Annotated in this window: 13 protein-coding genes; 5 read left to right on the forward strand and 8 right to left on the reverse strand. The window is 66.6% G+C overall.

Annotated features, from left to right (window positions below):
• Position 1: 1 nt before the first annotated feature.
• From ACK6C6_RS04365 to ACK6C6_RS04375, 3 genes are all read right to left on the reverse strand, one after another.
• Positions 2–1,849 (reverse strand): Hsp70 family protein, encoded by a 1,848-nt coding sequence (locus ACK6C6_RS04365; protein ID WP_409266087.1) that lies wholly within the window; start codon positions 1,847–1,849, stop codon positions 2–4.
• Complete coding sequence (locus ACK6C6_RS04370; protein ID WP_409266088.1) at positions 1,846–2,466, reverse strand: DUF2760 domain-containing protein; 621 nt, start codon at positions 2,464–2,466, stop codon at positions 1,846–1,848. The genes ACK6C6_RS04365 and ACK6C6_RS04370 overlap by 4 nt, the downstream gene beginning before the upstream one ends.
• A gap of 120 nt (positions 2,467–2,586) precedes the next feature.
• On the reverse strand, positions 2,587–4,104 hold the full coding sequence (locus ACK6C6_RS04375; RefSeq protein ID WP_409266090.1) for a BCCT family transporter: 1,518 nt from the start codon (positions 4,102–4,104) through the stop codon (positions 2,587–2,589).
• Between the two features lie 400 nt (positions 4,105–4,504).
• Here ACK6C6_RS04375 and ACK6C6_RS04380 point away from each other — a divergent pair, with 400 nt between their 5' ends.
• Entirely contained in the window at positions 4,505–4,666 is a 162-nt protein-coding gene (locus ACK6C6_RS04380) for a hypothetical protein (RefSeq protein ID WP_209588892.1), read from the forward strand.
• Positions 4,667–4,878: 212 nt separating this feature from the next.
• Here the strand turns inward: ACK6C6_RS04380 and ACK6C6_RS04385 are convergent, their stop codons facing one another.
• The gene (locus ACK6C6_RS04385; protein ID WP_409266091.1) at positions 4,879–5,784 is read right to left on the reverse strand and encodes a DUF2145 domain-containing protein; all 906 of its coding nucleotides are present in this window, start codon (positions 5,782–5,784) and stop codon (positions 4,879–4,881) included.
• 3 nt (positions 5,785–5,787) lie between these two features.
• The gene (locus ACK6C6_RS04390) at positions 5,788–6,252 is read right to left on the reverse strand and encodes a hypothetical protein (RefSeq protein WP_036214174.1); all 465 of its coding nucleotides are present in this window, start codon (positions 6,250–6,252) and stop codon (positions 5,788–5,790) included.
• Between the two features lie 207 nt (positions 6,253–6,459).
• On the opposite strand from ACK6C6_RS04390, the gene ACK6C6_RS04395 reads away from it, so the two are divergent.
• Positions 6,460–7,494, forward strand: coding sequence for an NADP-dependent oxidoreductase (locus ACK6C6_RS04395; protein ID WP_409266092.1), 1,035 nt, complete (start codon positions 6,460–6,462; stop codon positions 7,492–7,494).
• Here the strand turns inward: ACK6C6_RS04395 and ACK6C6_RS04400 are convergent.
• A complete protein-coding gene (locus tag ACK6C6_RS04400) occupies positions 7,491–7,643 on the reverse strand; it encodes a hypothetical protein (protein ID WP_209588896.1) in 153 nt (50 codons plus the stop codon). The genes ACK6C6_RS04395 and ACK6C6_RS04400 overlap by 4 nt on opposite strands.
• Positions 7,644–7,867: 224 nt before the next feature.
• Between ACK6C6_RS04400 and ACK6C6_RS04405 the strand changes: the two genes are divergently transcribed.
• A complete protein-coding gene (locus tag ACK6C6_RS04405; protein WP_409266093.1) occupies positions 7,868–8,956 on the forward strand; it encodes an endonuclease/exonuclease/phosphatase family protein in 1,089 nt (362 codons plus the stop codon).
• Positions 8,957–8,967: 11 nt separating this feature from the next.
• On the opposite strand, the gene hepT is transcribed toward ACK6C6_RS04405, so the two are convergent.
• Together hepT and ACK6C6_RS04415 are read right to left on the reverse strand one after the other, a co-directional pair.
• Positions 8,968–9,384, reverse strand: coding sequence for a type VII toxin-antitoxin system HepT family RNase toxin (gene hepT / locus ACK6C6_RS04410; protein WP_409266095.1), 417 nt, complete (start codon positions 9,382–9,384; stop codon positions 8,968–8,970).
• A gap of 111 nt (positions 9,385–9,495) precedes the next feature.
• The gene (locus ACK6C6_RS04415) at positions 9,496–10,734 is read right to left on the reverse strand and encodes a putative Na+/H+ antiporter (RefSeq protein WP_409266096.1); all 1,239 of its coding nucleotides are present in this window, start codon (positions 10,732–10,734) and stop codon (positions 9,496–9,498) included.
• A 229-nt stretch (positions 10,735–10,963) separates the two neighbouring features.
• On the opposite strand from ACK6C6_RS04415, the gene imuA reads away from it, so the two are divergent.
• On the forward strand, positions 10,964–11,698 hold the full coding sequence (gene imuA / locus ACK6C6_RS04420; RefSeq protein WP_409266098.1) for a translesion DNA synthesis-associated protein ImuA: 735 nt from the start codon (positions 10,964–10,966) through the stop codon (positions 11,696–11,698).
• The gene (locus ACK6C6_RS04425) at positions 11,628–13,157 is read left to right on the forward strand and encodes a Y-family DNA polymerase (RefSeq protein WP_409266099.1); all 1,530 of its coding nucleotides are present in this window, start codon (positions 11,628–11,630) and stop codon (positions 13,155–13,157) included. Before imuA ends, ACK6C6_RS04425 begins: the two co-directional genes overlap by 71 nt.
• The last annotated feature ends 224 nt before the right edge of the window (positions 13,158–13,381 follow it).

Genomic DNA, 13,381 nt, shown 5'->3' on the forward strand with positions numbered 1-13,381 from the left:
TTCACTGCTGGTCGGGCGCGTTGCGAACGTCGAACTCGATCTTCCAGCGCTGGCCTTCACGCGATACCGCGGCCAGTTCCAGGGTGCCGGCATCAGTCGCCAGCGCGTGCAGCTTGACCTGGACCACATCGCCCGCGACACGGCCTTCCGCCGGCAGGGTCGCCTGGATTTCGTTCATCTCCTGCAGCTCGTCCGGACCCCAGAACTCGAGCACCTCGCCGATGCGGTCCTGGCGACGCGTGGTGGAGCCGAAGAAGCGGAAGGTGACCGGCTCGCCCACCACCAGGCCGAATTCCTGGCCCGGCAGTTCGAGTTCGCTGCCTTCTTCCATGCCGAAGGGCGCTACGCACAGGGCTTCGATCGGCGGCTCCATGCCGGGGATCGCCGGCATCGAGGATTCCACGCCGACGTAGTAGGAACGGGCCGTGCCGCCGCGGATGCGCACGCCGCCGCCGCGCCGCGCGTAGCTGAAGTAGGCTGCGCCGCGCGCCACCGCCAGGTCGAGGTCCGCGCCTTCGAGCATGCGCGCCGGCTCGGCGCCTTCCATGTAGAGCCAGTCGTTGATGGTGTCCATCACGCGCTGGGCCAGGATGCCTGACTTGAACACGCCGCCGTTGAACAGCACCGCGCTCGGGTGCAGGAAGCTGTGTTCCGCGTTCACGCGGCCTGCGAAACCTTCCAGCTCGGCGGTAGCGCCGGCCTGGCGCGCCAGGAAGGCGGCCAGGTGCTTGGTGATCGCGGCGTCCTGCGCATAGGGCAGGCCGACCTGGGTCAGGCCGGCGCGCTGGCGCGTGGCCGGACGGCTAGCAGCCTCCACACGTGGGAAGAAGCCCTCTAGGATAAAGGCGGACACTTCGTCCCGCGTGAGTTCGGTGCGGATCGAGCCGCCGATGAGTTTCGAGCCGCGGCTCGGCACCACGATTGGCCACACGGTGGCGTTGGCGTCGGCCAGCAGGTGTTCCTTGGCGCTGCGGCAGCCGTAGGTGAGGGCGCGCATCTGCCAGGAATCGAGCTGGGTGCCGTTCGCCTGGAGTTTACGCGCCACGAAGTGGGCCAGGGCCAGGTCCATGTTGTCGCCGCCCAGCAGGATGTGGTCGCCCACCGCCACGCGGTGCGGTTCGAGCTTGCCGTCACGCTCGAGGATGGCGATCAGCGAGAAGTCGCTGGTGCCGCCGCCCACGTCCACGACCAGCACGATGTCGCCGGCCTTGACCTGCTTGCGCCAGGCGCCTTTGCTTCCCTGGATCCAGCTGTACAGGGCCGCCTGCGGCTCTTCCAGCAGGGTAGGCGAGAAGCCGGCGTTGCGTGCGGCTTCCGCGGTGAGTTCGCGCGCGCCCGGATCGAACGATGCCGGAATGGTGACGGTGACCTGCTGCTCTTCAAAACGCGCGTCCGGATGGGCGGCGTTCCAGGCCTGGCGCAGGTGCGCCAGGTAGCGGGTGGATGCCTCCAGCGGCGAGACGCGGGTGACTTCTTCCGGCGCGTCGTGCGGCAGGATCGCGGCGCGGCGGTCCACGCTCGGGTGGCTCAGCCAGCTCTTGGCCGAGGACACCAGGCGGATCGGGGTGGTGGCGCCGCGGCTGCGCGCCATTTCACCAGCGATGAAGCCTTCGCCGCCCGCACTCCAGGGCAGCGCCGTTTCGCCCGCGGCCAGTTCGTCCGGGTGCGGCAGGTAGAGGAAGGAGGGCAGCAGTGGCAGCGCCTCGACGGTGCCCGGTCCGCTCAGCTGCGGAACCGGCAGCACGCCGTCGACGGTCTTCTCGCCGTCGCTGGCCTGCAGGTCGACATACGAGAGGGCGCTATGGGTGGTGCCGAGGTCGATGCCGATGGCATAGCGTGGATCGCTCACAGTTCCACCTCCGCCGGGGCCAGCACGCGCGCGTCGTGCTTCTCCGCCAGCTGCGGCAGCTGGACCTTGGTGGCGCGCCAGCCGCGGTGCGACAAGGTTCCCTTGAATGGGGCCTGGCCAACCACGTTGCCGGTCAGGCGCACGCTGGCGGCGTCGAAGCCTTCTTCCAGCGTGATGCGGCTGCCTTCGGCTTCGGCGCGCACCGGTTCGATGGTGAAGTGCTCGCGCAGCACGCGCGCGCAGCCTTCGTGCACGACGCGGGCGGCGGCGCCGATGTCGGCGTCGGAATAGGCGCTCAGGTTTTCCTGGGTGAAGTCGATCAGGCGGGCTTCGCGCTGGAGCAGGCTCAGCAGCTGAAGGGCCGACTCGGCGCTCGGGGCGCGCAGCGGTGCAGGAGTTGGCACAGGCGTCGGCGCCGGGGTAGGGGCCGGCGTCGGCGCGGCCGTCGGGGCAAGGGGCGGGGCAGGCGTCGGCGCCGGAGTGGGAACCACGGCAGGGCCTACCGCGTCATCGCGCACGCGCGCGGCGAATTCGGCATCGCCGAGCGATTTGAAGAAGCTGCCGAAGGCGATCGAAAGCCGGCCGAAGAAACCGGGCAGTTGGGTCGGTGTATTCATTCTTGATGTTCTGTAGGGTGGGGACGGGCGCGCTGTCGGGCCAGGGTCCGGAAAACGCGCATGATACCAGTTTGGCTACAGCCCGGGCACGCGCGTCCTCCAGCCCCTCCCCCGGGGCGGCTAGCGCGCCGCCATCTCGCGCATCTTGCGCCGCAGGGCGCGTTCGCGGCGTGCTTCTTCCTCCCAGTCGTCGCGCAGCCCCCGCCACAGGGCGATGACCATCAGCACGATCACCAGGGCGAAGGGCAGGGCAAACAGGATGGTGGCGGTCTGCACGGCGTCGATCCCGCCCGCCAGCAGCAGGCTGATGGCGATACCGGCGATCAGGGTGCCCCAGATCAGCTTGGTGCGGGTGGTCGGATTCGGATTGCCGTCCTGGCTCATCATGCCCAGCACCAGCACGGCCGAGTCGCCCGAGGTGACGAAGAACACCACCACCAGCAGCGTGGCCACCACCGACATGATCTGGCCGAAAGGCATGGCGTCGAACAGCGCGAACAGCGCCGTGGCCAGGTCTGCCTTGACGGCTTCGGCCAGCGGGACATGCTGCCATATCTCCAGGTAGAGCGCGGTGCCGCCGAAGATCGAGAACCAGATGAAGGCGGCCAGCGAGGGCGCCAGCACGGTGCCGAGGATGAATTCGCGGATGGTGCGGCCGCGCGAGACGCGCGCGATGAACAGGCCGACGAACGGCGACCACGAGATCCACCAGGCCCAGTAGAAGATGGTCCAGTTGCCGACCCAGCTGCTGTCGCGGAAAGGCGTCGAACGCAGGCTCATCCGGACCAGTTCGCTGGCGTAGCTGCCCAGGGTATTGCTGAAGGTGTCGATGATCGCCACCGTGGGGCCGAGCACGAATACGGCAAGGGCGAGCAGGGCTGCCATGAGCATATTGGTATTCGATAGCAGCTTGATGCCCTTCTCCACGCCGCTGATGGCGGAGGTGATGAACATGGCGGCGGTCACGATGATGATGACGACTTGCGCGGTGGGGCTGATGGCGACGCCGAACACGGCGTTCAGGCCGCTGTTGATCTGCAGCGCGCCGACGCCGAGCGAGGCGGCGACGCCGAAGGCCGTGGCCACGATCGCCAGACCGTTGAACAGCCCCGACATGGCGCGGATCGGGCGCCAGGGCAGCGAGCTGGTGACGGTGCTGATCAATGAATTGCCGCCGCGCCGGTACTGGAAGAAGGCGATCGCCAGCGCCACCACGCTGTACACGGCCCAGGGGTGGATGCCCCAATGGAAGAACACGTAGCGCATGGCGGCGTTGGCCGCTTCCGGCGTGCCGGCCGTGATGCCGGGCGGCGCGGTGATGTAGTGGGAAACCGGTTCGGCTACGCCCCAGAACACCAGGCCGATGCCCATCCCGGCGGCAAACAGCATGGAGAACCAGCTGCCCACCGTGAATTCCGGTTCGTCGTCCTCGCCGCCGAGCTTGAGGTCGCCGTAGCGGCTGAAGGCGACAAAGGCGGCGAACAGGACCAGGGCCAGCACGACCCACAGGTAGAACCAGCCGAAATTACGGGTGAGGGCGGCGAGCATGGCCGAGAAGACCGAGGCCATGTTGTCCGGGGCAATAATGCCCCATAGGACGATAAGAAAAATAAAGCCCGCAGAGCAGAGCAGTTGCATGAGTTCTCCTTATTGATGCGTGCGGGCGCAGGCCAGCAGGCGGGCCGGGCGTAGCCGCAGGCAGGGTCGGCGAAGCAGGTGCCTGGGCATGGAGATGCCGGGCATGCACTGCCAGCTTGACCTTGACGGATCGCCTGCATGACAGGCGTTCAGTATGGACCAATCGCTGCGAGACTGTCGCACCGCGCTATGGCCCTTACTGGCGAGAGGGATATTGACGCTGGCCTTGACCAGCGGGCTGGAGTGTAACACACAATGCATTTGCACAAATGTGTGAGCAAATTATCATGTGCGAGAGATAGTTGATCTGTGAATGGAGATCATCATGGATCGCAATTTGATTTCTATCTGAAAGGGCGCATACTGGAGTTACTCCATAGCGATCTCAGGAAATAACATCATGTCCACCATCGTCAATTTCTTCCGCAGCCTCTTCCTTACCCCGGCCCCCATCATGGCCCACAATAGCGGCGGCGACCTCTGGACCCTCTATCAGCTCAGCCGTGGCCGCGACTCGGTATCGCCCGCCGTGCTGCGCAAGCTGGCCGAGGCCGCCAAGTAAGCCCTACCGGTTTCTGCAAAAAGCCCCGCTGCGAGCGGGGCTTTTTGTTGTGCGTGGCTGAAGAACCTGGATGCATATATCGGGGTCAGGTCTGACATTTGGACACGGGCTGAGCAATACGACAAGGTAACGCTCGAGTTCGTGTCTGAATGTCAGACCTGACCCTCATGTTTGTGACCCTCATGTTTGCTCATGCTTGGAAGCGCGGAGCCTCAGTTCAGTGGAATGACGTCGTCGCCCGGCGCTGGCTCGCAGGCGGCGCCCAGCGGCTCCCAGCCGCGGCGCACCACGATGCGGTCCTGGGTGTGGCACAGCTCGACGCGGCGCGCTTCCGGCGCGCGGCGGCGCACGAAGGCTTCGATCGAGGCCGGCACGCTCGTATGCATCGCGAGCGCATGCAAGTCTTCGACCGGGTGGTCGTTCATGTGCACCAGCGGCACGAACTGTCCGGCAAACATCAGCCAGTGCGAGGGAATCCGGACCGGGCCGGCGGTATAGCCTTGCGCGCGCAGCCAGCCCTGCGCGTCCTCGCGCGGGTGGGTGCCGGCACCGCGATCCGCGCGCGCGCCCCAGGCGCTGGCGAGCAGTTCGGCCACCCAGCCGTTGCAGTTCTGGTAGCGGGTGCCGTAGGCATAGGCATTGGCGCTGTACTCTCCGCCCAGCAGGGCCAGGGCCAGGCGCTTGTCCAGCGCCGCGTCTTCGAGCAGGGCGGCGTCTTCGCCAGGCAGGAAGACCAGCGAGATATGGCCGCGCGTGGGCGCGTCGGCCCCCAGCGCGAAGCCGGCCACGCCCTGGTCGAACAGGCGTGGGCGCGATTCGTCGCAGGCGTAATACAGCTGGCGTACGGCCCACGGGCCGCCGGGATTGTCGCGCAGGGCGATGCCGGCGTGCGAATACAGCTGGCCGAAGCGGCTCAGGTCGAGGCCGGCGCGCGCGATGAGGGCGACGCGCGCTCCCGAACGTTCCAGCTCGTTTTTGACGGCGCCGGCGAAGCGCAGCACACGGTCCTGCTCGGCTGCGCTGATGTCGATCGACTGCTGGCAGAAGGCCGGCAGCCCGGCCTGCGCTGCCGCGCTCGCGCCCAGCAGGAGCGCGGCAGCGGCGAACTTGCTGAACATTGCTTAGATCGTGACCTTGCGCGAAGCCAGGTCGCGGTACCAGTCGTCCTGCAGGGCCAGGAAGAAGGAGCGCTTGGTGTCAGCGTGGGCGAAGTCGAAGCCGTACACGCGTTCGCTGACCTGCACCAGTTCGCCCTTGCCGACGCCGCGTTCGGCCAGCGCGCGGTTGGGCACGTCGAGGGTGAATTCGCGCACCGGGCCGGCAGCGACCGCGCGCAGGGTCATGCGGGTGGTATCCACCTTGCCCGGCGCCTGGGCGATGTCGATCACGCGGTATTCGCCCGCGGCCACGCGGTCTTCGCCGCTCGAGCTGTTGCTGGAAGCGCCGATCGAGTCGGAGATGCTGCCCGACGAGGCCGAGCCCGCGCTGGAGGCGGACGAGGTGAAGCTGGTGGCGTGGACAGGAGCAGCGACGGCGGCAGCGAAGGCGGCCAGGCACAGCGCGCGGGACAGGGTGGTGAAGGTCATGGTGCTTTTCTAATGAAGAGTAATGAAACGGGAATGACGGCTATGGTACAAGTGCCGCGAACCGTTGAGAAGGCGGCAATGGTCGGATTTCTGTAAGTTCTTGTAATCGTCGACGAGGATGTGGGCTTTGTGCCGAAGGACTGTCCAGAAAAATTTCCCGATCCGGCGTAGGATTGTCTGTTCCTTATTTTTTGGAGGATGCCGACGATGACACCAGCACGCAACCAGCGGGTCCTGCTCGCTTCACGTCCCGAGGGCCTGCCGCGGCCGGACAACTTCCGCATTGTAGAGGAGCCTTGCCCGGTTCCCGCCGATGGCCAGCTGCTGCTGGAGATCCTGTACCTGTCGCTCGACCCTTACATGCGCGGCAGGATGGACGATGCGAAATCGTATGCGGAGCCGGTCGCGCTCGGCGCCGTCATGGAAGGTGGCACCGTGGCGCGCGTCATCGCATCGCGCCACGCGCAGTACGCGGTGGGCGACATCGTGCTGTCGCATTCGGGCTGGCAGCGCTATGCGCTGTCCGATGGCATCGGACTGCGCAAGCTCGACCCCTCGGCGGCGCCGCCCAGCACGGCGCTCGGCGTGCTGGGCATGCCCGGCTTCACGGCCTGGGCGGGCCTGCTGCAGATCGGCCGTCCCCGGCCGGGCGAGACCGTGGTGGTGGCCGCGGCGAGCGGCGCGGTGGGCTCGGCGGTGGGGCAGATCGCCCGCATCCAGGGTGCGCGTGCGGTCGGCATCGCGGGCGGTCCCGACAAATGCGCTTTCGTGCGCGACGAGCTGGGCTTCGACGCCGTGGTCGACCACCGCGCGCCCGATTTCGCGCAGCAGCTCGCAAGCGCCTGCCCGCAAGGCATCGACGTGTATTTCGAGAACGTCGGCGGCAAGGTGTGGGATGCGGTATTCCCACTGCTGAACGACTTCGCCCGGGTGCCGGTGTGCGGCCTGATTGCCCAGTACAACGCCTTGCCGCAGGCCGCGCCCGGCGTCGACCGGCTGGCCCTGCTCATGCGCGACGTGCTGACGAAGAGCTTGACCATCCGCGGCTTCATCCAGCGCGAGTTCGCCGAGCTGCGGCCCGCCTTCCTGCAGGAAGCGCAGGGGTGGGTGGGGGATGGGCGCCTGCGCTACCGCGAGGACATCGTCGAAGGCCTGGACAAGGCGCCGGCGGCCTTCATCGACCTGCTGCAGGGACGCAATTTCGGCAAGCTGGTGGTCAAGGTCGCACCCTGGGCTATTTAGAAGAAAAAGGCGAACAAGGCGCCGTATGTCAGCACGGCCAGCACGATGGCCAGCACGATGCCGAGCAGGGGATACAGGTTGAACCTGGATTTCGTCTTCCTGCCGCGGACGCGTTTGTCGGCTTCCTGCACTTGCCTGATGATATTCATTTCTGGCTTGCGACCTGAATGTCGCCCTCAAGCTCAAAGATAGGTTCGGCGGCGGGATTTGCAAGCGATGTGCGCAAACTTCGGGCAATCGACGCGTTCCGGAGGCGGGAGCACGACGATTATCTTGCGGCTTGTGCACGCTAGCGTACAGACGACTGCGTTTGAGAAGGGGCATACTGCAAGCCTCAGTTTTATGATGAGTTACTTGCCGCTTTCGAGAGACCATGCTGCCGACATTCGTAACCCTGGTTGCCGTGATCGTCCTCGCGACGCTGCTTCCCTTGTTGCGATGCACAGGGTGGTGGATACGCGACCTTGATTTTCCCCGCCTGCAACTGGCTATCCTGTCGCTCGCCGTACTGGTCGGGCAGTTCGTGTTCCTCGACTGGCGCGACAGCCATTTCCACCTGCTGCTGGTGGCCAATGCCGCCTGTCTTGCTTACCAGATGTGGTGGATCATTCCATACACCAAAGCCTATCCCCACGAGGTGAAGAATGCGGTGATCGGCGGGGCGAACCGCCAGTTCCGTATCCTGACGGCCAATGTGCTGATGCCGAACCGGAATACCGAAGGCTTGATCGCGCTGATTCGCCAGCACCAACCCGACATCTTCGTCACACTGGAAACGGATGCGTGGTGGCAGGAAAGGCTGGATGTGCTCGAGAAGGACTATCCCCATGCCATCAAGTGTCCGCTCGATAATCTGTATGGCATGCACGTCTATTCGCGGCTGCCGCTGGAGGACAGCGCCATCCAGTTCCTGGTCGAGGACGACATCCCGTCGATCCATACCCTGGTCATCCTGCCGTCCGGACACAAGGTGCGCATGCATTTCCTGCATCCGACGCCGCCCAGCCCGACGGAACACATGGAATCGACCCAGCGCGATGCCGAACTGCTGGTGGTTGCCAAGAGCGTGGACGAGGCCGGCCTGGAGACGCCGGTAATCGTCGCGGGCGACCTGAACGATGTGGCGTGGTCGACCACCACCCGGCTGTTCCGCAAGATCAGCGGCCTGCTCGATCCGCGCATCGGGCGCGGCATGTTCAATACCTTCCATGCCGGCTTCTGGTTCGCGCGCTGGCCGCTCGACCACCTGTTCCACAGCGAGCATTTCACGCTCTCGCACATCGAGCGCCTGCCGTCCTTCGGATCCGACCATTTCCCGATGCTGGTCGAGCTCACCTATGACAGTGCGCGCGGCGCCGATCAGGAGGGCCTGGTGGCGGACGAGGAAGACCACGAGCTGGCGGACGAGAAGATCGCCGCCGAGGATGTGGAGGTATCAGATGTGCACGAGCCCCAGCCGTAAGGCGTGCTGGATCAGGCGGTGGAGGCCCCGCTCACCAGCGCCTGGGCATACACTCCGAAATCGTCCAGCCCGCGCTTGATGATGGTCACCAGCGCCGGCAGCGGCGCTTCCTGGTAATCCCATTCGGCGCGGCAGAATTCGCCGGTGCGCTTGAGGTCCTCGGCCAGGGTAGGGGAGATCCAGCCGTGTTCGGCCAGCAGGGTGATCACTTCGCGTTCGTCGTGCGGCAGGCCGAGCCTGGCGTTGCCGATCACGTAGTCGCCCATCTCGATGGCGGCTTCCCAGGCGCGGATCACGTTGAGGGTGGCCGCATCCTGGCGCGTGAGGTCGGTGACAAAAGTGGTCGGGTCCTTTTCGTATTCCTCGCGCGCGCGCCGGCAGCAGCGCTCGATGGTCCCCGCCTTGTGCACCAGGATGTCGTCGTCCATTATCTCCTCCACGCGCCTAACAGAACCCTCATTGCTGCGTTGCATCGTCTCGCCGTACTAGCGTACTGTCTTCGACGATGCGCCTTGCCCTGAGGGCTCTGTTAGACGCTTTTAAATTAGGAACATCACCGCCGCCACGCAGGTCGGCCCCAGCGCCCCCAGGAACAGCCCGCCCATGCCGATCGAGCCGTCCTCGAAGCCTTCGCGCAGCAGTGCGGCGCCGGCCGGGTTCGGCGCGTTGGCGATGACGGTCAGGCCGCCGCCGGCGACCGCGCCGGCCACCAGCATGTACTTGGCGTGATCGGACAAGCCCTCGATCAGCGAACCGAGGTAGGTCAGTGCCGCATTATCGGTGATTGCCGTCAGGGCCAGCGCGCCGAAGAACAGCGCGGTCGGCTCCAGGCTCGACACCAGCGGTTGCAGCCACCATTGCTGCATGCCGCCCAGCACCACCAGCCCGGCCAGGAAGAAACCGACCAGCAGGCCTTCCTTGATGATCAGGCGCGACTGGTGCTTCGGGTAGGCCTGGGTATAGCCGAGGAAGAGCAGGAACAGGCCGAGGAACAGCACCGGGTGATGCGCCAGCAGCACGACGCCTGCCAGTAGCAGCAGGTGGACGATGGAAACGATCCAGGGCAGCTGCACGTCCTCGACCACGTTCCCCGGCCTCAGGTGGCGGCGCAGCAGCAGGGTGATGACGGTCGCATTGAACATCACCGCCAGCGCGGCGCGCCAGCCGAAGGTGGAGGCCATGAAGGCGCTGTCCCAGCCCCAGGTGCCGGCCACCATCAACACCGGCGGCGCGGCGTAGGAGGTGAGGGTGCCGCCGATCGAGACGTTCACGAACAGGACGCCGATCGCGCCGTACTTGAGCCATTCGGGAATGCCGGGCCGGAATACCTGCGGGGCCAGCATCAGGGCCGCCAGCGTCATCGCGGCCGGCTCGGTGATCAGGGAGCCGGACAGAGGCACCAGCGCCAGGCCGAGCCAGCACAGCGCCACCTCGGTGCGCACCGGGGCCAGCCGGGCCAGCAGGGCCAGCAGGTCGCGCACGGCGTCGAGCACCGGCTGCGAGGCCGCGATCACCATCACCACGAACACGAACAGCGGCTCGGTGTACTGGCGCGACTCGACATAAGCGATGGCCGTGGCGCCATCGGCCAGCAGGGCCATCGCCAGGATCAGCACGAAGGCCCAGAAGCCGAACACGACTTCGACTTCGCCCAGCAGGTGGAACAGCCCGGCATGGCGCGGATGCCGCTTGGCTAGCGAGTGAAACAGCTTGGTGGAAAAGGTGTGGACGAGGGCGATCGCGAACAGGATGGCGCCGGTAATCTGGAGCGTATTCACAGAGCGACTCCGTCGCGTGCATGAGACAGGTTAATCATTGTCTGGGTGTAAATGGACAGAGCGCCATTATTTCATGATTCGCCATGCTGGCGCGGTTTTCCAGACAGGGCACACCTTTAAGTTCTGTCAATACCAATCGCCCAACTGGTATGGCCTAAATGAATACATCTTGCCAAATCCGGGCTCAGCGAGTACTGTACGTTTATACAGTACTTTTTTACCAACCCATATGAACTGCTCACCTACCGCAGGGGTTTCCCCTTTGGCTGCGCCGGAGGCTTTGCACCCTTCGCTCTGGCGCGCCTCGCAGCTGGCACGCTCCGGCACGCGCTGCGTCGACACCGGGCATGCCGCACTCTCGTCCCAGCTGCCCGGCGGCGGCTGGCCGGTCGGCACCCTGGTCGAGCTGCTGCAACAGCAGCCCGGCATCGGCGAAATGCGCCTGCTGCGCCCAGCCCTGCAGGCCTGCGCCGAGCGCCGCATCGTCCTGCTGCAGCCGCCCCATCCGCCCCAGGCCCTGGCGCTGGCCGCGCTGGGCCTGCCGCCTTCGCGATTGCTGTGGCTGCGTACCAGCCGCAGCGCCGACGCGCTGTGGGCGGCCGAACAGGTGCTGCGCAGCGGCAGCTGCGGCGCGCTGCTGTTCTGGGCCAACCATGCGCGCGGCGAAAGCCTGCGCCGCCTGCACCTGGCGGCCCAAGCCGGGGAAACCCTGTTCTTCATGCTGCGCCCGCTGGCCGCGGCCCAGGACGCTTCTCCCGCGCCCCTGCGCCTGGGGTTGCGGCCCGCGGCCGGCGGCATGCACGTCGATTTCGTCAAGCGCCGGGGACCGCAGCGCGATGCGCCGCTGTTTTTACCCCTCGGCTTACCTCTCACTTCTTCTCTCCTGCACCGACATGCGTTTGTGGATCGGCCTCTCCCTACCCCAGCTGGCGCTCGAAATCTTCAGCCCCAACTGGTGCAGTGACCCGGGCAGCGTCGTGCTCGAGCAGGACCGCGTGCTGGCGGTATCGCCAGTAGCACGCGCGGCCGGCGTCGGGCGCGGCATGCGGCGCGGCGGTGTGCTCATGCTCATGCCCGAAGCACGGCTGTACGAGCGCAATCCCGCGCGCGAAGCCGAGGCGCTCGACGCGGTCGCGCTGGCGATGCTGCAGTTCACGCCCCAGGTCGCGCTGCTTGAAGAAGCGACGCTGCTGCTCGACATCGGCGCCAGCCTGCGCCTGTTCGGCGGCATCCGCGCCCTATGCGCCCGCGTGCGCGCCAGCCTGCGTGCGCTCGGCTTCACCGCCTCGGTCAGCTGCGCACCGACGGCGCGCGCAGCCTGGCTGCTGGCGCGCGCGGGCGCGAATGCGATGGCGCACGGCGGCAGGCAGGGCGGCAGGCGCGTCCTCGTACGTTCCTTGCGCATGGCTTCGCTCGAGCGCCGCCTCGAGCACCTGTCGGTGGCGCTGCTGCCGCCGGCCCGGCCCTATATGTCCTGGTTCGAAGGCATCGGCTGCGAGGCGCTGGGCCAGCTGCGGCGCCTGCCGCGTCCGGGGCTGCAGCGGCGCTGCGGACGCGAGCTGCTCGACATGCTCGACGCCGCCTACGGCATGTGTCCCGAGCTGTTCGACTGGATCGCGCCGCCCGAGCATTTCCGGGCCCGGCTGGAACTGTTCGACCGTATCGAGCAGGCCGATCTGCTGCTGGCCGGCGCCCACCACCTGGTGCTGCAGCTGGTCGGCTGGCTGTGCGCGCGCCAGCTCGCGGTGGAGCGCTTCACCTTGCTGATGGAGCACGAGCGCGGACGGGTGGCGATGCCGCCGACGCCGCTCGAGATCGTCCTGGCCGAGCCCGCCTGGCGCGACGAGCACCTGGTGCGCCTGTTGAAGGAACGCCTGGCCCGGCAGGAGCTGCCGGGCCCGGTGATCGGGCTCGGGCTGGAAGCGCGGCAGGTGAGGGCGATGGCGCCGCCCACCGAATCGCTGTTCCCCGAGCCGGGCGGCAGCGAGGAAGACCGCATGCGCATGCTGGAGCTGCTGGTGGCGCGGCTGGGACCGGAGAACGTGCTGCAGGCGCTGCCCCAGGCCGATTACCGGCCCGAGGTGGCCAACGAATGGGTGCCGGTGCAGCAAAAGACCGAGCGCACGGCGGCAGCTGCGGCGCGGCTGCCGCCGATTGTCACCAGCCTGCCGCGCCCGAGCTGGCTGCTGGCCAAGCCGATCGCACTGCTCATGCGCAACCACCGGCCCTTCTACGGTTCGCCGCTGATGGTGGCCTCGACACCCGAGCGCATCGAGGCCGGCTGGTGGAGCGAGGCCCAGACCCGCGACTACTTCATCGCCGAAGGGCAGGACCATACCTTGTACTGGATCTACCGCGAACGCATCGTCGGCGCCGGCGAGGATGCCGAGCCGCGCTGGTACCTGCACGGGCTGTTCGGATAGCATACAAAGGAGGAGTTTCCAGGGGAGACCGAAGGTCCTGCAAAGGCTTAACCGGGCGCTTCATTCGGCGCGCTTGCGCGATACTGGCGCATGCGGCCCCCCGGGGCTGCGCTGGTTACCAACAATCTCACTCCATGGAGGACCGAGTGTCCGGCTTGATGAACAGCCGCTGGTGCAGTGACAAGGGGCGGCCCCGATTCCCGTCCGGCAATATGCAGGCGGAT

Source organism: Massilia sp. BHUDP2 (assembly GCF_046236355.1).
GTDB classification, from domain to species: domain Bacteria; phylum Pseudomonadota; class Gammaproteobacteria; order Burkholderiales; family Burkholderiaceae_D; genus Telluria; species Telluria varians.

Bases quoted from the DNA above. Each gene is read 5' to 3' on its own strand.
- ACK6C6_RS04370 (WP_409266088.1), bottom strand. From the start codon at position 2,466: ATGAATACACCGACCCAACTGCCCGGTTTCTTCGGCCGGCTTTCGATC.
- ACK6C6_RS04375 (WP_409266090.1), bottom strand. From the start codon at position 4,104: ATGCAACTGCTCTGCTCTGCGGGCTTTATTTTTCTTATCGTCCTATGG.
- ACK6C6_RS04385 (WP_409266091.1), bottom strand. From the start codon at position 5,784: ATGTTCAGCAAGTTCGCCGCTGCCGCGCTCCTGCTGGGCGCGAGCGCG.
- ACK6C6_RS04400 (WP_209588896.1), bottom strand. From the start codon at position 7,643: ATGAATATCATCAGGCAAGTGCAGGAAGCCGACAAACGCGTCCGCGGC.
- imuA (WP_409266098.1), top strand. From the start codon at position 10,964: ATGAACTGCTCACCTACCGCAGGGGTTTCCCCTTTGGCTGCGCCGGAG.
- hepT (WP_409266095.1), bottom strand. From the start codon at position 9,384: ATGGACGACGACATCCTGGTGCACAAGGCGGGGACCATCGAGCGCTGC.
- ACK6C6_RS04390 (WP_036214174.1), bottom strand. From the start codon at position 6,252: ATGACCTTCACCACCCTGTCCCGCGCGCTGTGCCTGGCCGCCTTCGCT.
- ACK6C6_RS04395 (WP_409266092.1), top strand. From the start codon at position 6,460: ATGACACCAGCACGCAACCAGCGGGTCCTGCTCGCTTCACGTCCCGAG.
- ACK6C6_RS04405 (WP_409266093.1), top strand. From the start codon at position 7,868: ATGCTGCCGACATTCGTAACCCTGGTTGCCGTGATCGTCCTCGCGACG.
- ACK6C6_RS04425 (WP_409266099.1), top strand. From the start codon at position 11,628: ATGCGTTTGTGGATCGGCCTCTCCCTACCCCAGCTGGCGCTCGAAATC.
- ACK6C6_RS04380 (WP_209588892.1), top strand. From the start codon at position 4,505: ATGTCCACCATCGTCAATTTCTTCCGCAGCCTCTTCCTTACCCCGGCC.